The organism is Pararhizobium sp. P1_E7, assembly GCF_056405855.1.
The window spans coordinates 116,164-134,333 of record NZ_JBFUBH010000007.1; the positions used below are offsets into that span (position 1 = coordinate 116,164).

Annotated in this window: 19 protein-coding genes; 5 read left to right on the forward strand and 14 right to left on the reverse strand. The window is 61.2% G+C overall.

Annotated elements, in window-relative coordinates; translation table 11 throughout:
- Window positions 1–41: 41 nt before the first annotated feature.
- The 3 genes from AC1D17_RS10550 to AC1D17_RS10560 all read right to left on the reverse strand — a co-directional run bounded on the left by AC1D17_RS10550 (window position 42) and on the right by AC1D17_RS10560 (window position 3,568).
- Window positions 42–1,397 carry a sigma-54-dependent transcriptional regulator gene (locus AC1D17_RS10550; protein WP_477565360.1) on the reverse strand — a complete coding sequence of 452 codons (1,356 nt, stop codon included), beginning with the start codon at window positions 1,395–1,397 and terminating at the stop codon, window positions 42–44.
- Complete coding sequence (locus AC1D17_RS10555; RefSeq protein ID WP_477565361.1) at window positions 1,394–3,214, reverse strand: sensor histidine kinase; 1,821 nt, start codon at window positions 3,212–3,214, stop codon at window positions 1,394–1,396. The genes AC1D17_RS10550 and AC1D17_RS10555 overlap by 4 nt, the downstream gene beginning before the upstream one ends.
- 108 nt (window positions 3,215–3,322) lie before the next feature.
- Window positions 3,323–3,568 carry a hypothetical protein gene (locus AC1D17_RS10560; protein ID WP_477565362.1) on the reverse strand — a complete coding sequence of 82 codons (246 nt, stop codon included), beginning with the start codon at window positions 3,566–3,568 and terminating at the stop codon, window positions 3,323–3,325.
- A gap of 121 nt (window positions 3,569–3,689) precedes the next feature.
- Between AC1D17_RS10560 and AC1D17_RS10565 the strand changes: the two genes are divergently transcribed.
- Window positions 3,690–4,574: a LysR substrate-binding domain-containing protein gene (locus AC1D17_RS10565; RefSeq protein ID WP_477565363.1), complete on the forward strand. Its 885-nt coding sequence runs from the start codon at window positions 3,690–3,692 to the stop codon at window positions 4,572–4,574.
- A 20-nt stretch (window positions 4,575–4,594) separates the two neighbouring features.
- On the opposite strand, the gene AC1D17_RS10570 is transcribed toward AC1D17_RS10565, so the two are convergent.
- From AC1D17_RS10570 to AC1D17_RS10615, 10 genes are all read right to left on the reverse strand, one after another.
- Complete coding sequence (locus AC1D17_RS10570) at window positions 4,595–5,665, reverse strand: DNA topoisomerase IB (RefSeq protein WP_477565364.1); 1,071 nt, start codon at window positions 5,663–5,665, stop codon at window positions 4,595–4,597.
- A gap of 60 nt (window positions 5,666–5,725) precedes the next feature.
- The gene (locus AC1D17_RS10575) at window positions 5,726–7,726 is read right to left on the reverse strand and encodes an ASKHA domain-containing protein (RefSeq protein ID WP_477565466.1); all 2,001 of its coding nucleotides are present in this window, start codon (window positions 7,724–7,726) and stop codon (window positions 5,726–5,728) included.
- 96 nt (window positions 7,727–7,822) lie between these two features.
- Window positions 7,823–8,161, reverse strand: coding sequence for a hypothetical protein (locus tag AC1D17_RS10580; protein ID WP_477565365.1), 339 nt, complete (start codon window positions 8,159–8,161; stop codon window positions 7,823–7,825).
- A 16-nt stretch (window positions 8,162–8,177) separates the two neighbouring features.
- Entirely contained in the window at window positions 8,178–9,143 is a 966-nt protein-coding gene (locus AC1D17_RS10585) for a methyltetrahydrofolate cobalamin methyltransferase (protein WP_477565366.1), read from the reverse strand.
- 104 nt (window positions 9,144–9,247) lie between these two features.
- Window positions 9,248–10,342 carry a methylenetetrahydrofolate reductase gene (locus AC1D17_RS10590; protein ID WP_477565367.1) on the reverse strand — a complete coding sequence of 365 codons (1,095 nt, stop codon included), beginning with the start codon at window positions 10,340–10,342 and terminating at the stop codon, window positions 9,248–9,250.
- Between the two features lie 3 nt (window positions 10,343–10,345).
- Window positions 10,346–10,927, reverse strand: a complete 582-nt coding sequence (locus AC1D17_RS10595; RefSeq protein WP_477565368.1) for a methylenetetrahydrofolate reductase C-terminal domain-containing protein — start codon at window positions 10,925–10,927, stop codon at window positions 10,346–10,348.
- A complete protein-coding gene (locus tag AC1D17_RS10600) occupies window positions 10,920–11,222 on the reverse strand; it encodes a virulence factor (RefSeq protein ID WP_477565369.1) in 303 nt (100 codons plus the stop codon). Before AC1D17_RS10600 ends, AC1D17_RS10595 begins: the two co-directional genes overlap by 8 nt.
- Window positions 11,223–11,334: 112 nt before the next feature.
- A complete protein-coding gene (locus AC1D17_RS10605) occupies window positions 11,335–12,111 on the reverse strand; it encodes a formyl transferase (RefSeq protein ID WP_477565370.1) in 777 nt (258 codons plus the stop codon).
- Between the two features lie 20 nt (window positions 12,112–12,131).
- On the reverse strand, window positions 12,132–12,770 hold the full coding sequence (locus AC1D17_RS10610; RefSeq protein WP_477565371.1) for an exopolysaccharide biosynthesis protein: 639 nt from the start codon (window positions 12,768–12,770) through the stop codon (window positions 12,132–12,134).
- Between the two features lie 217 nt (window positions 12,771–12,987).
- A complete protein-coding gene (locus tag AC1D17_RS10615) occupies window positions 12,988–13,593 on the reverse strand; it encodes a DUF1638 domain-containing protein (protein WP_477565372.1) in 606 nt (201 codons plus the stop codon).
- A 54-nt stretch (window positions 13,594–13,647) separates the two neighbouring features.
- On the opposite strand from AC1D17_RS10615, the gene AC1D17_RS10620 reads away from it, so the two are divergent.
- Window positions 13,648–13,806, forward strand: coding sequence for an entericidin domain-containing protein (locus AC1D17_RS10620; RefSeq protein WP_477565373.1), 159 nt, complete (start codon window positions 13,648–13,650; stop codon window positions 13,804–13,806).
- Window positions 13,807–13,884: 78 nt separating this feature from the next.
- Here the strand turns inward: AC1D17_RS10620 and AC1D17_RS10625 are convergent, their stop codons facing one another.
- A complete protein-coding gene (locus AC1D17_RS10625; protein WP_477565374.1) occupies window positions 13,885–14,583 on the reverse strand; it encodes a corrinoid protein in 699 nt (232 codons plus the stop codon).
- Window positions 14,584–14,950: 367 nt separating this feature from the next.
- On the opposite strand from AC1D17_RS10625, the gene AC1D17_RS10630 reads away from it, so the two are divergent.
- From AC1D17_RS10630 to AC1D17_RS10640, 3 genes are all read left to right on the forward strand, one after another.
- On the forward strand, window positions 14,951–16,522 hold the full coding sequence (locus AC1D17_RS10630) for a trimethylamine methyltransferase family protein (protein ID WP_477565375.1): 1,572 nt from the start codon (window positions 14,951–14,953) through the stop codon (window positions 16,520–16,522).
- A gap of 107 nt (window positions 16,523–16,629) precedes the next feature.
- Window positions 16,630–17,331 carry a ferredoxin gene (locus tag AC1D17_RS10635; RefSeq protein ID WP_477565376.1) on the forward strand — a complete coding sequence of 234 codons (702 nt, stop codon included), beginning with the start codon at window positions 16,630–16,632 and terminating at the stop codon, window positions 17,329–17,331.
- Between the two features lie 64 nt (window positions 17,332–17,395).
- Complete coding sequence (locus AC1D17_RS10640) at window positions 17,396–18,145, forward strand: phosphodiester glycosidase family protein (RefSeq protein ID WP_477565377.1); 750 nt, start codon at window positions 17,396–17,398, stop codon at window positions 18,143–18,145.
- Window positions 18,146–18,170: the final 25 nt, after the last annotated feature.

Sequence of the window (18,170 nt, forward strand, 5' to 3'; positions counted from 1 at the left end):
CAAACGCCGTCAGGTATGGGTGGATTTCCACCCATTATCCATCAATGGGCGTAGTCGTCATCGACGGCAGGCAGTTTTTTGTCGAGCCCGTATTTCTGCATTTTCTCGTAGAGTGTCTTTCGCGATATTCCCAGGAGCTCATAGACGGGCCGCAGCGCACCGCCATGGGCGGCAAGCGCGCTGGCGATGATGCCGCGTTCGAAATCGGCAACCTTGTCTGCCAGCCGCTGTTTTTCGGGCCGTGCCTGGGCTTCGTCCGGCTTGAGATCAAGTCCAAGGACCAGCCGGTCGGCAGCGTTGCGCAGTTCGCGGACATTGCCCGGCCAGGACCGTCCGGCGATTTCGGTGATCAGGCTAGGGGGCACATCGATATCGTTGCGCCCGTAACGGGCGGCTGCCTCCCGGACCAGTTGCAGGAAGAGAAGCGGGATATCGGCCTTTCGCTGCGCCAACGAGGGCACATGCAGCGTCGCGACATTCAGACGGTAGAGAAGATCGGCACGAAAACGGCCGGCGGCCACTTCCGCTTCGAGATCGACCTTGCTGGTTGCAACGAAACGCACGTCGAGCGGCACGATCTCGTTCGAGCCGAGCCGGGTAATCACCCGCTCTTGTAGCACCCGCAGGAACTTAGCCTGCAAGTCGAAGGGCAGGGAGCCGATCTCATCGAGCAGGATGGTGCCGCCGCGGCCATGTTCGAACTTGCCGTAGCGCGGCCGCAGCGCACCCGGGAAAGCCCCGGCTTCATGGCCGAACAGTTCGCTCTCGATCAGGTTTTCCGGCAGGGCGGCGCAGTTGATGGCGATTAGCGGCCGGTCGGCGCGGGCGCTGATATCATGCAGCGCGCGGGCAACCACTTCCTTGCCGACGCCGGTTTCGCCGATGATCAGCGTATCGGCATCCGTGCCGCCGATAGCGCGCAGGCGGTAGCGCAGATCGACCATGGCCTGCGTCCGGCCGGGCAATCGCGCCTCGATATCGTCGCGCTTGCCGGCAACAGCCCGCAGCCGCCGGTTTTCCAGCACGAGGCTGCGGCGGTCGAGCGCCCGGCGGGCTACCGCTGCCAGATGCTGGGCGGTAAACGGTTTTTCGAGGAAATCGTAGACGCCCTCGCGCATCGCCTTGACGGCCAGCTGCACGTCGCCATGGCCGGTCACCAGGATGACCGGGATTTCGGCATCGACCTCGCGGATGCGCTGCAAAAGCGTCATGCCATCCATGCCCGGCATGCGGATGTCGCTGATGACGACGCCGGAAAAACTGTAGCCGGTCAATTCCAATACGTCCTCGGCGCTGGAGAACGTATCGACATCCAGTCCGAACAGGCCGAGCGCCTGCGCGGTGGAGCGGCGCATGTCTTCTTCGTCATCGACCAGCAGCACGCGTAGATCGCTCACTCGGCGGCCTCCTGCGCTGCCGTTGCTGCTTCGAGTTCGATACGAAACACGGCGCCGCCCTCCGGATGGTTTAAGACGGAGAGACTGCCGCCGAAATCCTTGATGATGTTGTAGGAGATGGACAGGCCCAGACCCAGGCCCTTGCCGACCCCCTTGGTGGTGTAGAAAGGATCGAAGATGCGCTCGGTGATCGCAGCCGGCACACCCGGTCCGTGATCTCTGATCGTCAGGATGACCTTTTCGTTCTGACGTTCCGCCAGGACGTGGATGCGCCGGTCGTCAAGACCCTCGATCGCATCCGCCGCGTTGGTGATGATGTTGACGAGGACCTGCTGCAGCCGGACGGAGCCGGCCTTGACCATGACGGCATCGCTGCCGGGCTCAATCGTGAGGTCGGCATCGGCGGTCTTCAGGCGGGCAGAGACGATCTCCAGCGTATCGGCAATGACGGCGTCGAGCGCCACGGGGCCAAGCTTCTCATTCGGCTTGCGGGCGAAATTGCGCAGATGGCGGCTGATCGAGGCCATGCGGTCGATCAGCCCGGAAATGCGCCGGACATTGTCGCGGGCCTCCGGCACGCGTTCCAGGTCGATCAGCATCGCCGCGCTGTCGGCATAGGTCTTGGCAGCTGCCAGCGGCTGATTGAGTTCGTGCGAGAGGGCGGCAGACATCTGCCCCAATCCGGCAAGCTTGCCCGCCTGGATCAGGTCGGCCTGGGTCTTGCGCAACTCCTGTTCGGTCAGCCGTCGCTCGGCGATCTCTTCCTCGATGCGTTGATTGACCAGTGCCAGATCGGCGGTGCGTTCCTCGACCCGGTGTTCCAATTCGTTGCGCGCCTCGGTCTGCATCCGCATCCGCTCGGCAAGACGGGCGCGGCGCTGCAGGACGATCGCCAGCGCAAGGCCGGTCAGGCACAGGAAAAGAACGACGGCAATGATGGTGGTGCGCGCCTGGGCGCGGACGGAGGCCGTGTCCATCAACACATTCACGGTCCAGTCGGCCTCGGGCATATATTGCGACAGGACCAGATATTCCCGGCGGTCCGCGGTGGTCATGGTCATCAGCGCATGACCGTCAAGCTCGCTCCGGGTAATCGGTAGCGGCTTGAGCTCTGCCTCGGCGTAGCGCCGCGAGGCCTGTGTTCGTTGCAGGCGCGCGCTGTTCAGCGGCAGAATGCTGGAATAGAGCCATTCCGGGCTGCCGGTCATGAAGACGATGCCTTCGGGGTCGGAGACGAAGATCTTGTACTCGCCGCCGCGCCATGATGTTTCGATCGAATCGATATCCACCTTGAAGACGATGACGCCGCTGATCCGGCCGCCGACGCGGATCGGCGAGGCAAAATAGTAGCCGCGCTTCAGCGACGTGGTGCCGAGCGCATAGAAACGCGACTGGCTGCCTTTGGCGGCATCCTGGAAATAGGGGCGGTAGCTGAAATTCTGACCGACGAAGCTTGCCGGCCGATCGTAATTGCTGGCGGCAATCGTATTGCCGTCCATGGTCATCACGTAGATATCGGAGGATTCCAGCAGCCGGTTGATATCCTTGAGATAGACATTCGCCACCTCGCGCAGGGCCTTGTCATCCGGATGGGTGATCAGCTCCTTGATGTCGTCGTGATCGGCGATCAGCGCCGGCAGGGGCTCATAGCGGCTGAGATGGCCGCTGAGCGCCGATACCGCCAGGCGCAAAGCCGAGTTTGCCTGAAGCGACGCCTCGTTCATATAGCTGCGCGTCGCCAATGCTCCGCCGTGAAAAACCACGGCAAACAGCAAAAGGGGTGCAAGACACAGTGCGACGAGCAGGCGGTATTTCACGGATTAAAGGCTCCTTTCCCGTTTCCGGCCAGCGGCTATGCGCCACCGGCTACGAGTTTAGAGGCCTGCACCGGAGTTTCCAAGGGGCCGTTGCCGGGCGGTCCGCGCTTAACGCTTATCCAGCGCTATGACGGTGCCATCGGAAAAAGCCAGATCCTGTTGTAGACTGGCCGGCAGATGAGAGATTTCGCGCCGGGTCGCCTTGCGGGTTTGCGCGACCTTGCGGGCGTAGTGCTCCTCGCTCAGTTGCTGGACGAGCGGCGCAAACATGTGGCGCACGGAGAATGTGAAGCCGCCGGCGCGAAGCCGAACCGGGGTGTTTCTGGCCGTTGTCGTGTCGTGTTGCAGGGACATGGGAAGCTCCTTTCATCACGTCTTCGATGTTTGCAACTTGACTATCGCGCCCTGTTGAGGTTCAATCAAACGAAATGAAGTGATACTGTTATTCAGAAAATCTGATCCGAAAGGTTCTGCCATGAACATGATGATGCGTCATGTCCTTCCGCTTCTCGAACTGGACATCCTGAAGACCTTTGTCGCCATCGCCGAGACCGGGAATTTCACCACGGCCGCCGAGACGGTCTACCGGACGCCATCGGCGGTCTCGATGCAGATCAAGAAACTCGAGGAAATGCTCGGCTGCGTTCTCTTCCTGCGCGATGCGCGCTCGGTATCGCTGACGCCGAAGGGCGAGGTGCTGCTCGGGTTCGCACGGCGCATGCTGGCACTCAACAACGAAGCCGTGTCGCGTTTTCTTCTGCCCGACATGAACGGTGTCGTGCGCGTCGGCGCGCCGGAAGATATCGGCGAGCGCATCCTGCCCGAAGTGTTGAAGCGTTTTTCCGAATCCTATCCGAATGTCACGGTTGACGTCACCATCGGCACCAGCACCGTCATGCGCAAGCGTGTCGAGGAACACCGCATGGACATTGCCATCTTCAACAGCATGGCCGGCGAAAACACCGGCGGCGGTGAAATCCTGGTGTCCGAGAAGCTCGTCTGGGCCGGTACGAAATGCGGGACGGCGCACACCCGCGAACCGCTGCCGATTTCGATGTGGGAAGATGGCTGCGTCTGGCGCGCCGATGCGGTGGACCAGCTGACCCGGTCCGGCCGAAAGTTCCGGGTTGCGTTTCTCAGCGCCCACACGACAGGGCAGCGCGCCGCTATCCAGGCGGATCTGGCGATTGCGCCTCTGCCGCGTTACCTCGTCCAGGGCGATCTCGTGGCGCTCGGCGAGGCGGAAGGCCTGCCGGAACTCGGCCACTACAATATCGGCCTGCAGGTCGTCGACAATCCGTCGCCGCCGGTTCTGGCCGTGGCCGAGCATGTGCGGACCGCGTTCGTCGGATTGCAATAATCGATGGGCAGGGGCGGCGCTCAGACGCCGCCCTTTTTCAACCAGCGCTGCACCCGGATTTCGTCCTCGTCCATCCAGCGCGTCAGCGTCTCGCTGCGGCTCGGCCGGATTTTCGCAAGGTCGGCAAGCGCGCCGCTCTCAAAATCCTCAAAAACTTTCGGGTGAATATAGGCTGACCGGCACACGGCGCGGGTGTTGACCAGCCGCGCGGCAACACTGTCGATCACATCGTTGACCTGTTGCTTCACCTGCCGCCGGCTTGAGCCTGGCTCGATCACGGACAGCGCCGTCGCTGCCATGCGGGTAGCGCCCCAGGTGCGGAACTGCCGCGAGGAGAAATCGGCACCGGAGGCCTCGCGGATATAGGCATTGACGTCCTGCGAGCGGATCGCATGCCGTTCGCCGTCCTCGTCGAGATATTGAAACAGCTGCTGGCCGGGCAGTTCCTGCAGCATCCGGATCGCCTTGATGATGCGCCGGTCGCTATGGCTGAGGCGCCATTCCTTGCCGGATTTTCCCTTGAAGTTGAAATGAACGCTGGAACCCTCGATCTTCACATGACGATTGCGCAGCGTCGTCAGGCCATACGAGCCGTTCTCCTCGGCATAGGTGGTGTTGCCGACGCGGATATAGAGATTGTCGAGCAGCCAGACGACGGTCGCCAGGGCCTTGTCCATGCCGGGTTTTCTCAGACGCAGGTCTGTGTCCACCTTTTCGCGGATTTTCGGCAGTCTGGCGGCAAAGTCCGGCAATTGCCCAAACTTCGTCTTGCCGCGCCCGGCCGACCATTCCGGGTGATAGCGATATTGCTTGCGGCCGCGCGCATCCCGGCCGGTTGCCTGCAGATGCGCGTTCGGATCGGCTGAAATCAGCACGTCGGTATAGGCGGGCGGGATGGCAAGCGCTGCAATCCGGTCCAGTTCGGCCCGATCGGTAATCCGTTGCCCATCGGCGTCATGATAGAGGAAGCCCCGCTTGCCGGGTCTGCGGGTTATGCCGCTGTCCAGATTGGCGAGATAGACGAGTTCGGCCGATTGCGGCTTTTCTGCACCGGCTTTCCGGGCGCTTCGCTTTCGGGTTTGAGAAGGCATCTGATCCACAGTGCGGCAAGAACGCGGCCGTGGTCATTTGGTTCCCGCCGGTTCGTTACGCTAGTCGCGGCTTCTGCGCCTGCGCCGGCCGCCGCCATCGCCACCGTCGTCGGACAAGACCTTGCGCTCGGGCAGGGTTACGACCTGGGCGAGCTTCGGGAAGCTATCGACCTTGTTCGGAAGCGCCATCGCGTAGACGAAGTGTTCCTGAAATTTTGATTCAAGTGCCGTCTCTATCTTCTCGATTTTGCTGACGGTTTGCTCGATCTCGCGGCGGTGTCCGCGGTTCAGCAGCGCCATCAGCGCGCCGGTGCCGGCCGCGTTGCCGACGGCCTTGACCTCTGAGAGATCGCAGTCGGGAATAAGGCCAAGCACCATGGCATATTTCGGATCGATGAAGGAGCCGAAGGCGCCGGCAAAACGGATCGTATCGACATGTTCGATCTCGAGCTTTTCCATCAAAAGCTTGATGCCGGCATAAAGGGCTGCCTTGGCGAGCTGGATGGCGCGCACGTCGTTCTGGGTCACAGTGATGCGCTGGTCGCCATCGTGCAGAAGATAGGAGAAGGTGCGGCCGTTCTGCAGGATGCGCGGGCTCTTGGCCGCCATACCGCCATCGACGACGCCGTCTTCCGAAATGATGCCGCAGAGATACATCTCGGCCACCACCTCGATAATCGCGGAGCCGCAAATACCGGTGACGCCGACGGAAGCCGCGCCCTCGGCAAAGCCCTCTTCATCCGACCATTTGTCGACGCCGATGACGCGGAATTTCGGTTCCAGCGTTTCCGGATCGATGCGGACACGTTCGATCGCACCGGGAGCCGCCCGCTGGCCCGAGGAAATTTCAGCGCCTTCAAAGGCAGGCCCGGTCGGCGAGGAGGCGGCAACGACACGATCCTTGTTGCCGAGCACGATCTCGGCGTTGGTGCCGACATCGACCAACAGCATCATGCGGTCCTGGCGGTATGGTCCTTCGGCGAGCGTCGCACCGGCCGCATCGGCGCCGACATGGCCGGCAATGCACGGCAGCATGTAGAGACGCGCGCCGCGATTGACGTCGATGTCGATCTCATGGGCCCAGTATTGCAGGGCGCCGGAAACCGCCAGCGCGAACGGCGCCTGGCCGAGTTCGGTCGGGTCGATCCCGAGGAACAGGTGGTGCATGATCGGATTTCCGACGAAGACCATGTCGAGAATATCGTGTCGATCGACCTCGCCCTCGTCGCAGACCTTGCCGATCAGCGAATTGACGGCCCCGCGCACCGCTTTGGTCATCGCCTCGCGGCCGTCCGGGTTCATCATCACATAGGAGACGCGGCTCATCAGGTCTTCGCCGAAGCGGATCTGCGGGTTCGACGTGCCGGAAGACGCAACGATGCGGCCGGAGAGCAGCGAGACCAGATGCATGGCGATAGTCGTCGAGCCGATATCGCAGGCGACGCCATAGGCTTCGTTCTTCAGCCCCGGCCACAGGCCAACGATGAACGGGCGGGAACTATCCATATCGCGGTGGATGGCGGCGGTAACGCCCCAATTGCCCTTGCGCAGGATGCCCTGGATCTGCGGGATCAGGTGCGGCGCGATCAGGAGATCCTTCCAGCCCCAGTCCTTTTCCAGCATGACCTTCAGCCGGTCGAGATCGCCAAGCGGCTTGTGCATGTCGGGCTCGTCGACCTCGACATAGCAGAGCTGGACGGCAGCATTGCGCTCGATCACCCGGTCGGTTGCCGCCTTGCGCACCACCTGCGCATTGATGACGGTATCCTGCGGCACGTCGATGACGAGATCGCCGAGGATTTGCGACGAACAGGAAAGACGACGGCCGTCCGGCAGGCCGCGAATGCTTTCGTAACGCTCTTCCTTCGGCCCCTTGACGGAAATGTGCTCGAGCGAGGAGACGATTTTATGCTTGGCGAAATTGCCTTCCTGAACAGATACCTGGCAGCGCCCGCAGGTCGCCCGTCCGCCACAGACACTCTCGACATAGACGCCGAGCGAGCGCGCTGCGTCGAGCACAGGCGTGCCGACGGGAAACCGGCCGCGCTTGCCGGATGGCATGAACAGGACGAGGGGATCGCTTTTGTTTTCCTGTGCGGACACGGTCAGTTCATTCCCATTCACTTGGCCCATTCATTTTGGCCTGTTGGCTTCGGCCTATTCACTCAGCCGGCGCGCATTGGCGCGGACACGGCTGCCGTATGGTTTCAGTGCTGCCACTGCGACGCGGTCGGAGGATCCGGCCAGCCCAGCGCATGTGCCGGTAGCGAGCGCAGTTGCGGCAATCATGCCTTCCTTCACCATCGCGATGTTCACCGCCATGACGCTTTCGGTGGCAGCCGAGAGCTTTTCGGTGATCATCCGGCTGACTTCAGCCACTCCGCCCGGTGACCCGCCCGAGAGGGCAAAATCCTGCAGACGCGAGGATATGACCATCGGGGCCTGGAACCAGAGGCTGGAGAATTCGTCGAGCAGATCGGCACTGAAAAACATCATGTCTCTTTTCTGGCGGTTACTCCGCCCTAGCACCGGCACCGGCCCGTCCGGCGCGGCCGCCACGGCGGCCGCCGCCGGCACCTGCCGGTGATGCTGCTGCGGCAACAGTGCCGCCTTCAGCCGGTTTGTGATCACGATAGGTCATGATCCAGTTGCCGCAGTTCGGATCTGTGCCATTCAGGACGTTGGCCGCGCGAACGGCTTCCATTTCCTGCGGGCGGCAGGGGTTCATGATCGCCGACGTCATGCCCGCACCAATAACCATGGGGATGAAGCCGGCATTGATGCCGTGGCGATGCGGCAGGCCGAACGAGATGTTCGACAGGCCGCAGGTGGTGTTGACCTTCAACTCGTTGCGCAGACGGTGCAGCAGCGCAAAGACCTGCCGGCCGGCATCGCCAAGAGCACCGATCGGCATGACGAGCGGATCGACCACGATGTCATGCGGCTTGATACCATAATCCATGGCACGTTCGACGATTTTCTTCGCAACTGCGAAACGAACGTCCGGATCCATGGAAATGCCGGTCTCGTCATTCGAGATGGCAACGACCGGAACATCGTATTTCTTGACGAGCGGCAGGATGGCTTCGAGCTTTTCCTCTTCGCCGGTGACGGAGTTGACCAGCGGCCGGCCCTTGGCGACCCGAAGGCCCGCTTCGATTGCCGCGGTCACCGAACTGTCGATCGACAGCGGCACATCGACGAGGCCCTGGACAATTTCGAGCGTCCTGACGAGCAGGCCCGGTTCCGTCTCGTTCGGGTTGACGGAGGTGACGCCGGCGTTGACGTCGAGCATCGTGGCGCCCGCCGCCACCTGTTCCAGCGCATCCTTGATGACCGTGTCGAAGTTGCCTTCGATCATCTCGGCGGCCAGCTTCTTGCGGCCGGTCGGATTGATGCGCTCACCGATGACGCAGAACGGCTGGTCGAAGCCGATAATGATTTCGCGGGTGGCAGAGGCAACGATGGTGCGGGTCATGTCTGATCCTTCGGGTCGGTGGGGCGCTCGATCTCTGTCATGCGCCGGGTAGGGTTGTCAAAGACCTGACCTTTTCGGCCATGTCCTTGCTATTCATTATCATTTCAATGCGGACGATGGGCTGCGACGTCGGCCATTTCTTCCTGGTTTTCGGTCTTTCCGTCCTTGAGCGCTTCCAGCCGCTCGGCAACCCTGGAGTCACCCGGATTTTCCTCGCGCTTCCAGGGCGTGCGGCCCTTCAGGACGCCCGATTCATGGACGATCTCGGCGACATATTCCTCCTGCCGGTAGGCCATCACATGCACACCGGAAACGCCCTTGATCTCCTTCACCTCGTTGATGATGTCGATGCAGAGCTGCTTGCCTTCCTTTTTCTGGTCCTGCGCGCCTTCCAGCCGCTTGATGATTGCATCCGGGATATGGATGCCGGGCACGTTGTTGCGGATCCAGTTGGCGGTCTTGGCCGAGGCCAGCGGGCCGACGCCGACGAGGATGAAGCATTTTTCATCGTAGCCGAGGTCGCGTACCTTGTTCATGTAGTCGCGGAACATCGGCACGTCGAAGCAGTACTGGCTCTGGACGAACTGGGCGCCGGCCTCGATCTTCTTGCCCAGGCGGTAGGGACGGAAATCATAGGGCGGTGCGAACGGATTGATCGCGGCGCCGAGAAAGACCTGCGGCGGTGTCGTCAGCTTGCGGCCGGAGAGGAACTTGCCGTTGTCGCGCATGATCCGCACGGTTTCGAGCAACGACATGCAGTCAAGGTCGAAAACAGGTTTTGCGCCCGGCTGGTCACCCGCCTGCACGCCGTCGCCGGTCAGGCACATGATGTTGGTCACGCCCATGGCCGCCGCCCCCAGCACGTCGCCCTGGATGGCGATGCGGTTCTTGTCGCGGCAGGCAATCTGCATGATCGGGGCGTAGCCCATGCGGGTCAGCAACGCGCAGATGCCAACCGACGACATGTGGCAGTTGGCGCCGGACGCATCGACAGCGTTGATCCCGTCGACCCAGCCTTCGAAGATCGCGGCGCGTTCGTAGACGTCTTCCGGATTGGCGCTGTCGGGCGGGTTCAGCTCTGCGGTGACGGCGAATTCGCCGCGCCGCAGCACACGTTCCAGGCGGCCGCGCGAGGAATGGCCGGGCAGGGGATCGAGCGGCAGATGGCGGCCCAGCGGATTTTCATCGATATGGGCCATGCGTCAGGCGTCCTTTGCGGTGGCGGCCGCGGCTTCGCGGGCTTCAGCGGCCTGTGCGGTGACGCGCAGCCAGGACGACGTTTCGCGCAGCGACTGGTTGACGGGTTTCTGCACGTTCATGATCGCATCGCCCCTCACCATGTTGCGCGAGCCTTCCCAGGCCTTGACCCAGACGCACGGCATATCCGGCTCGACCTCGCAGTTGCCATTGGCGCGCACGCCGCCACAGGGGCCGTTGCGCAACTGCTTGGGGCAGTTCATCGGGCAGGACATGCCTGTCGATGACAAGGCGCACTGGCCGCACATGCGACAGTCGAACAACAGGCCCTTGACGTTGCGTTCGATGAAAGTGATCGGCGCTTCCACGCGGTTGTAGCCGATCGCTTTCCACAGCGGATGAAGCAGCAGGAAAACATCGGCGAAACGGTGGTAGAACCATTCGAGGAACCGCGAATGGCGCACGGCCCACAGGCGGATCGTATAGCTGCGGCGGGCGCGGCGGTTGGGCGAGACACTGGCCGGCGTATAGGCGCCGGTTGCGGCCTTCTTGGCAGGTGCGGCATTGCCGGGTTTCGCGTCAGCCATTGTCTTTGCCACCGGATTTGACGAGGGCGACCAGGCGCTCCTTGTCGTAGGCTGCTTCCAGCTCGGCGGCAGCCTTGTCGGCCTCCAGCTCGAGATCGTCCGAGACGGAGACCGGGTCAGCCTTGCGCCATTCCGCCAGATAATCGCCGCTATCGGCAGCCCCGGTGCGCATGGCGCACATGTCGATCGCTTCGGTAAAGCGCAGGGTCAGTTCCCGCTTGGCGGTCTTGCGTCCCTGCTTGATGATGACCTGCGCGGGAATATCGCGCCAGTAAACGATAATGCGATCTGCCATATGCCCGAAATCTCCTCTTGCCCGACAATGCGCATCTTGCCGCGTCATGGCTCACCTTGGCACGACGCGCGTCATGCTCAAAAGCGACTTGGCCGCCGTGTTGGCGATATAACTACCAGATGCCGCGCGAGAAGCCATTCCAGAGCCAGGCCCAGATCGGCGGATGATACCATTGGCGCGAATTGCCATTTGCCGGCAGAGGCTTGAGATTGCCCGACAGCGCATCCGCGACGGCGCGGATGGCAATATCGGTTGAGGCTGCGGTTTGCAGCAGCGGATAGGTATGAATCGTGTCGTTTTTCGACGGTGTCATTCGTGATTGATAGAGAATGCCGCCGGTATCGACACCGGCATCGACCAGGTGCACGGTCGCGCCGAAATTGGCCTCGTCGTTTTCGACCCTTGCCCAGTATCCGCCCATCAGTCCGCGATAGCGCGGATTGATGCCGGCATGGAAATTGATGAGCGGGCAGGGCATGGCAGACAACGTCGATGCAGAAAGCATGCGGCAGCTGACGAGGAACACGACGGCGGGATTGATTGTGCGGATATGCTCGATGGCGGACTGCGTGTTGATGGAGGCTATCGCGATGACGGGGACAGCGGGGTTTTCGCTGTCGTCAACGTCATACTGGCCGATAATTTCTGCGGCGCGTTTCTCGGTAAAGCGCTTGCCGAACTTCGAGGCCGTCATCGTTGCAAACTGGCCGAGCGCCGTGACCAGCCCCAGTTTGCGAATACGGCGCTTGAGGAAAACGGATTTGGATTCAGGCTCTTCCAGTAGAACCGTAACATTGTCGAAGCGGGCATGCAGAGCATTGATCAGGACATGCGGATTGCGTCCGCCGGCAGTCACTACAAGGATCTGTTTGCTGGCTACGGAGGTCATGCCGGCGATCACCGTTTGTCTCAAAAGATGAAGGTCAGGAGCGCGCCGGCGGCAAGGATGACGGTGGCTGCGACGGCAAGGGAGATGACGCCGATCAAGGCACCGGCCACCAGTCCAAGGCCATCCCGTTCCGTGTGGGCAAAGCCGATGACGGCGAGTGCGAAGGCGGGCAGCCAGTTGCCGAAGGGGATGGGCAGGAAGATTACGATCGCCAGAATGAGCGCCAGAAGGCCGATCAGTCTTTCGGCAAACCGGCTGGCAAGGAACCAGCCACGCGGCCTGATCAGGGTTTCGGCCCGCTGCAGCCAGGGGGTGATGCGGTTGACGAAGACGAAGAACGTTGTGTTTTCAAAAGCATAATCGCCCATACGCTGCGGCAGCCAGATACGGGTGCGGCGCGAGGCCAGCATCTGCCAGGCAATGAAAATCAGTGGCAGGCCAAGGATGAATGTAGCGCCCGGCGGCAGCGGAATAAGATTGGGAAGGGCGAAGACAACGAGGAAGGCCCCGAAGGAACGGTCTTCCATGGCGGCGGCAAGCTCGCGCAGGGTGATTTTCGGTCCGGCGTTGAGCGAGAGATTGCGCAGCAGTTGGGAAAGCTGCTGCGGATGGTGTGTTGCCGCCCTCGCTGGCAGGTCCGTTGCGAAAATGTCCGTCATCCCCGTCACCTTTTGTTGTGTTTGTTCGGGGAATGTGGCCGGGCAGCCGTTACCATGCACTTAAATCAAATGCGATCATGGCCGCAAAATTCAGCCAAGGCTAACAGATGGTTTCCGGCGCGATTACAGCGCCGCGCGGCATCATGATGCGCAAAGGGCGCTGCAGCACTTTAAATGTGCGGATGATTTTTCCTTCGATCGATGCCGATTTACGAAATTATGCGGTGGCGTGCAGAAGTGCCGGTGTCAAATCGCCATAACCGGTAAAACGATATTCGTAGGTTAGCCCCAGTGTTTCTGCGGCTTTTCGCGCCTTTTCCTGCAGCTTTTCGTCTTCGACCTGCGAGAGGTAGACGAGTTTCTTATAATGGCCGAAATACATGTCGCGCAGTTCCGGGTGACGGTCGAGGCCAAGCGGCTCGATGACGAAGGCCTCGAATTGGCGGGCCAGGAAATCGGTGAGAAAGAACGAGGTGAAATCGTCGTCCCAGCCTGCATCGAAGGCGGCGTTTCCTGCAAAGAAGGAAAAACAGTGCGGCCCGGCGATGCGTTCGACCTGTTCTTCTTCGCAAAGCCTGTCCAGAAGGCCGCCGGTGCCGCAATCGGCGTAGGCGATGAAGATGCGGCCGAACCCCTCGGCGCGCGCCTTGTGGATGGCCGCCTTGATGCCGGGGGTGATCTTGTCGGGGGTGTTGTGCCAGATTGCCGGCAGGCATATGAGATCAATGTGGTCCAGCCCGTTGGCTTCGCACACCGCGAGGATTTCGCGGGCGATCGCACCACAACCAATGACGTGAACTTTTTCCGCTTTCGCGCGTTGCATAGCCGAAAATCTTTCCTCGTCAAATTGACCTGTCACACATAAGGAACCCAAGTCATGACAGCAAAGGCAATCGCCACAATCGCTATCGTCCTGTTTTCCATCACGACGCTTGCCTCGTGCGGCAATACCATCCGCGGTATAGGCCGCGATACCGCCAATGTGGTGGATGCGACCCAGGACGCCGGCCGTAGTGTCGGGCGTGCCGCGAAGTAAGGCTTGGTCCCTTATATAAGAAAACCGGCCGCGCTTTTCATCAGCGTGGCCGGTTTTCATCGGTCAAACCGGTTTTGATCAGGCGCCGGACAGCTGGTTGTGCTTGCGCTTCATGAAGTCCTTCGCCGTTTCGACAGCGACGGCCGCATCGCGGCAATAGGCATCGGCGCCGACGGCCCTGCCGAATTCCTCGTTGAGCGGCGCACCGCCGACCAGAACGACGTAGTCGTCGCGCATGCCCTTTTCCTTCATCGTGTCGATAACGACCTTCATATAGGGCATCGTCGTGGTCAAAAGCGCCGACATGCCGAGAATGTCAGGCTTTTCGCGCTCGATGGCGTCGAGATAGTTCTCGACCGGATTGTTGATGCCGAGATCGACGACGTCGAAGCCGGCACCTTCCATCATCATGCCGACAAGGTTCTTGCCGATGTCGTGGATGTCGCCCTTGACGGTGCCGATGACGACCTTGCCCTGCTTCGGCGCGCCGGTGGCGGCAAGCAGCGGGCGGAGGATGGACATGCCGGCCTTCATCGCGTTGGCAGACAAAAGCACCTCAGGAACGAACAGGATGCCGTCGCGGAAGTCGATGCCGACGATGCGCATGCCCTCGACCAGTGCCTGGGTCAGAACGTCATAGGGCGCCCAGCCGCGCTTCAGGAGGATGTTGGTGCCGTCCTCGATCTCTTCCTTCAAGCCGTCGTAAAGATCGTCATGCATCTGCTGCACGAGCTCGTCGTCGGAAAGATCCTCGAGAATGATTTCGTCGTCTGCCATGATGGTTTTCCTCGGTTCCTGGCGCTGTCAGGCTTAAACCTCCCCGACGCAGTCACTATACTTAGCTTTGTTGTTTCCAAAAGCTCTTTTCGAAAGCGACGTCGCATGCGATGAAAAACGACGGCAACGCGATAGCCGGAAGGCCATATCGGCTGCGCCTAACAAAAACAGTGTATTGCCTGCTGTGGCCGTCGGAAAATATGATATCCGCAATTCAGGCCGGTCCAAAACCAGACGTCAACAAGGTCCAGCCGCGATCGTGTTCGAGTTGCGCCACCCGTTGGCGCATTGAGAACCGTTCGGATGGTAGGGCTTGGTAGCATAGGCTCGACATGTGCGCAGACGAGGCGCGGGAGAGGATAAAGAAATGGTAGATGTGACCGAGCAAACGGAAGAAACCGGCGGACGCCGCTCGCGTGGCGAGGGCCGGGGTGCGGCCGCCCGCCGTGCCTCGCGCACCGGCGGTGGTGCACCGCCGTCGCTTCCCTATATCACGCGCAAGATTCGCGAGTACGAAGTTCTCGACGAGGAAGGCCTGGCGCTGATCGAGGCCAATGCCGACCTGATTCTCGAAGAAATCGGCATCGAGTTCCGCGACGACGAAGAGGCGTTGGCGCTCTGGAAGCAGGCCGGAGCCGACGTTCGCGGACAGCGGGTGCATTTTCCAAAAGGGCTGTGCCGCGAACTCCTGAAAACCGCGCCGTCCAATTTCACCTGGCATGCGCGCAATCCCGAGCGCAGCGTCCATATCGGCGGCAAGGCCACGGTGTTTGCACCCGTTTACGGACCTCCCTTCGTGCGCGATCTCGAAGGCCAGCGCCGCTATGCGACGATCGAGGACTTCCGCAACTTTGTGAAGCTCGCCTATATGGCCCCGTCGATGCATTCCTCGGGCGGCACAGTCTGTGAACCGGTCGATATTCCGGTCAACAAGCGCCATCTCGATATGGTCTACAGCCATATCAAATATTCCGACAAGCCGTTCATGGGTTCGGTGACGGCGCCCGAACGTGCCGAAGACACGATCGCCATGGCCAAGCTGGTGTTTGGCGATGATTTCGTCGAAAACAACTGCGTCACGCTCAACCTGATCAACGCCAATTCACCGATGGTGTTCGACGAGACCATGGTCGGTGCCCTGAAGGTCTATGCCCGGCACAACCAGGCTTGCGTCATCTCTCCGTTCATTCTTTCCGGCGCCATGAGCCCGGTGACGGTGGCGGGAACACTGACCCAGATTCTCGCCGAAGTGCTGGCCGGTGCCGCGTTCACCCAGCTGATCCGCAAGGGTGCACCGGTCCTGTTCGGCACCTTCGCCGCCTCGATCTCCATGCAGTCGGGTGCGCCGACCTTCGGCACGCCGGAGCCGTCGCTGGTTTCCTATGGCGCGGCCCAGCTCGCCCGCCGCCTCGGCCTGCCGTTCCGGACCGGCGGATCGCTCTGCGGTTCCAAGGTTCCCGATGCCCAGGCCGCCCACGAATCGGCCAACACGCTGAACATGACGCTGCTTGCCGGCACCAACTTCGTCCTGCACGCGGCCGGATGGCTGGAAGGCGGTCTGGTCTCGTCCTATGAAAAGTTCATGATCGACCAGGATCAGCTCGGCATGATGCAGAAGATGGCCGAAGGCGTCGATCTCTCCGAAAACGCGCAGGCGCTCGATGCCATCCGCGAAGTCGGCCCGGGCAGCCATTATCTCGGCTGCGCCCATACGCAGGCGAATTTCCAGACGGCGTTCTACCGCTCGGCGCTTGCCGACAACAATTCGTTCGAGCAGTGGGAAATCGAAGGCGAGAAGCGCGTCGAGCAACGCGCCAATGCGCTGGCCCGCAGCTGGCTGGAACATTATGAGCGCCCGCCGCTGGATGCCGCGATCGATGAGGCTCTTCTCGATTACATCGCCAAGAAGAAGGATTCGATGCCCGACGCCTTCACTTGAAGAGAGCCCGAACAAGCCAGGGAGCAAGGCGGAGCGGCGCAAGTGGCGGATTTTGTCCAGAAGGAAGTCTGGCGCCCACATTACGACAGGCAGGGGCCGAAACCGAAATGACCGGTCCCACAACATCGAACGATGTCTTGAGTGAACTCCGTGCAGCCCTTGCGCCGCACGGAGTTTTTTTGCGCGGTGTGGTCAATTTTGCCGAGGGAGAGGCGGCACCCTTGCTTAGCGACAGGCGGGTGGCCAGAAGCGTTGTTCTGCTTGGGAATGCCGGCGGTTCAATCTGGCCGGCGTTTCAACGGTGGCGCGGCGGCTTGCCGGACCGCGGTGGCGAAAACCCGCTCGATCGCTGGTCGAAGGCGGTGATCGAACCTGTGGCGCAGCATCTCGGCGCGACCGCCTATTTCCCCTCCGATCCGCCCTGGCAACCGTTTCAGCAATGGGCGATGCGGGCCGAGGGGCTTCAACCATCGCCACTCGGGATTCTCATTCATCCGCAATACGGCCTCTGGCATGGATATCGCGGTGCCCTTGGTTTCGACCGCGAACTTGCTGCGACGATACCTGCCAGCCAAAGCCATCCCTGCGATCACTGTCCCGGCAAGCACTGCCTTTCAAGCTGTCCGGCGAACGCCATCCTGGCAGACGGCTTTCAGATGGTGCCATGCCGCACCCATCTGAAAACCAGGCAAGGTGAGGCCGGGTGTTTGTCGACCGGTTGCATCGCCCGAAATGCCTGTCCGGTCGGAACCGAACATCGCTATCCGGTGGAACAGTTGCATTTTCATATGGCTGCCCTGAATTTGTAGATTATCCGCCTCCATTTTGCTCTTGTCGCGCGACAGGGTCTGGCGCGTATGAAATGAGGTGGACATGTTTCGTTCGTTGAGCATCGGGTTGGCCATGACCGCATCCATTCTTTCCGCTGAGGAAGCCGCTGCCGCCTGCCGTAAGGTGATGCATCTGACGCAAAGCTATGCGGTCTGCAGCTTCGACCCCGCCGTGGGCGACATCCGCATCTTTCATCGCGGCCGCGACGGTCTGCCCTATGCCGGGTTTGAGAACCTGTCCCGCGATCTGCGGCAGGAGGGCGAGTATCTCGAATTCGCCATGAATGGCGGCATGTATGAGCGTGATCTGACATCTGTCGGCCTGCTGGTGGCCGATGGTATCGAGCGCAAGGCGATCGACCGGGGGCATAGCTGGGGCAACTTCTACCTGAAGCCTAATGGCGTGTTTTTCCTGCAGGGCGGCCGCGCCGGCGTTCTGGAAACCGAGGCCTATATCGACGCAGCGATCACGCCGGATTTTGCCACGCAGTCCGGGCCGATGCTGGTGATCGACGGAGACGTGCATCCGGCCTTCCTGCCGCTAAGCGACAGCCTGCAGATCCGTAACGGCGTCGGTGTCGATCAAAAGGGCATGGCGGTTTTCGCCATTTCGCTGGAGCCGGTTCGCTTCCATGATTTCGCGACCCTGTTTCGCGATCGGCTCGCTTGCGCCAATGCGCTTTTCCTCGATGGATCCATCTCCAGCCTGTTTGCACCGGCGCTTGGCCGCTATGACAATACGCATCCGATGGGGCCGATCATCGCCGTGACACGGAAAATTCCGGGGGCGTAAAAATAATTTCGATCCGGGCCCAAGG

Coding starts and splice junctions, on each gene's coding strand:
- AC1D17_RS10560 (WP_477565362.1), bottom strand. CDS start 3,568: ATGTCCCTGCAACACGACACGACAACGGCCAGAAACACCCCGGTTCGG.
- AC1D17_RS10565 (WP_477565363.1), top strand. CDS start 3,690: ATGAACATGATGATGCGTCATGTCCTTCCGCTTCTCGAACTGGACATC.
- AC1D17_RS10570 (WP_477565364.1), bottom strand. CDS start 5,665: ATGCCTTCTCAAACCCGAAAGCGAAGCGCCCGGAAAGCCGGTGCAGAA.
- AC1D17_RS10575 (WP_477565466.1), bottom strand. CDS start 7,726: ATGCCATCCGGCAAGCGCGGCCGGTTTCCCGTCGGCACGCCTGTGCTC.
- AC1D17_RS10580 (WP_477565365.1), bottom strand. CDS start 8,161: ATGATGTTTTTCAGTGCCGATCTGCTCGACGAATTCTCCAGCCTCTGG.
- AC1D17_RS10585 (WP_477565366.1), bottom strand. CDS start 9,143: ATGACCCGCACCATCGTTGCCTCTGCCACCCGCGAAATCATTATCGGC.
- AC1D17_RS10590 (WP_477565367.1), bottom strand. CDS start 10,342: ATGGCCCATATCGATGAAAATCCGCTGGGCCGCCATCTGCCGCTCGAT.
- AC1D17_RS10595 (WP_477565368.1), bottom strand. CDS start 10,927: ATGGCTGACGCGAAACCCGGCAATGCCGCACCTGCCAAGAAGGCCGCA.
- AC1D17_RS10600 (WP_477565369.1), bottom strand. CDS start 11,222: ATGGCAGATCGCATTATCGTTTACTGGCGCGATATTCCCGCGCAGGTC.
- AC1D17_RS10605 (WP_477565370.1), bottom strand. CDS start 12,111: ATGACCTCCGTAGCCAGCAAACAGATCCTTGTAGTGACTGCCGGCGGA.
- AC1D17_RS10610 (WP_477565371.1), bottom strand. CDS start 12,770: ATGACGGACATTTTCGCAACGGACCTGCCAGCGAGGGCGGCAACACAC.
- AC1D17_RS10615 (WP_477565372.1), bottom strand. CDS start 13,593: ATGCAACGCGCGAAAGCGGAAAAAGTTCACGTCATTGGTTGTGGTGCG.
- AC1D17_RS10620 (WP_477565373.1), top strand. CDS start 13,648: ATGACAGCAAAGGCAATCGCCACAATCGCTATCGTCCTGTTTTCCATC.
- AC1D17_RS10625 (WP_477565374.1), bottom strand. CDS start 14,583: ATGGCAGACGACGAAATCATTCTCGAGGATCTTTCCGACGACGAGCTC.
- AC1D17_RS10630 (WP_477565375.1), top strand. CDS start 14,951: ATGGTAGATGTGACCGAGCAAACGGAAGAAACCGGCGGACGCCGCTCG.
- AC1D17_RS10635 (WP_477565376.1), top strand. CDS start 16,630: ATGACCGGTCCCACAACATCGAACGATGTCTTGAGTGAACTCCGTGCA.
- AC1D17_RS10640 (WP_477565377.1), top strand. CDS start 17,396: ATGTTTCGTTCGTTGAGCATCGGGTTGGCCATGACCGCATCCATTCTT.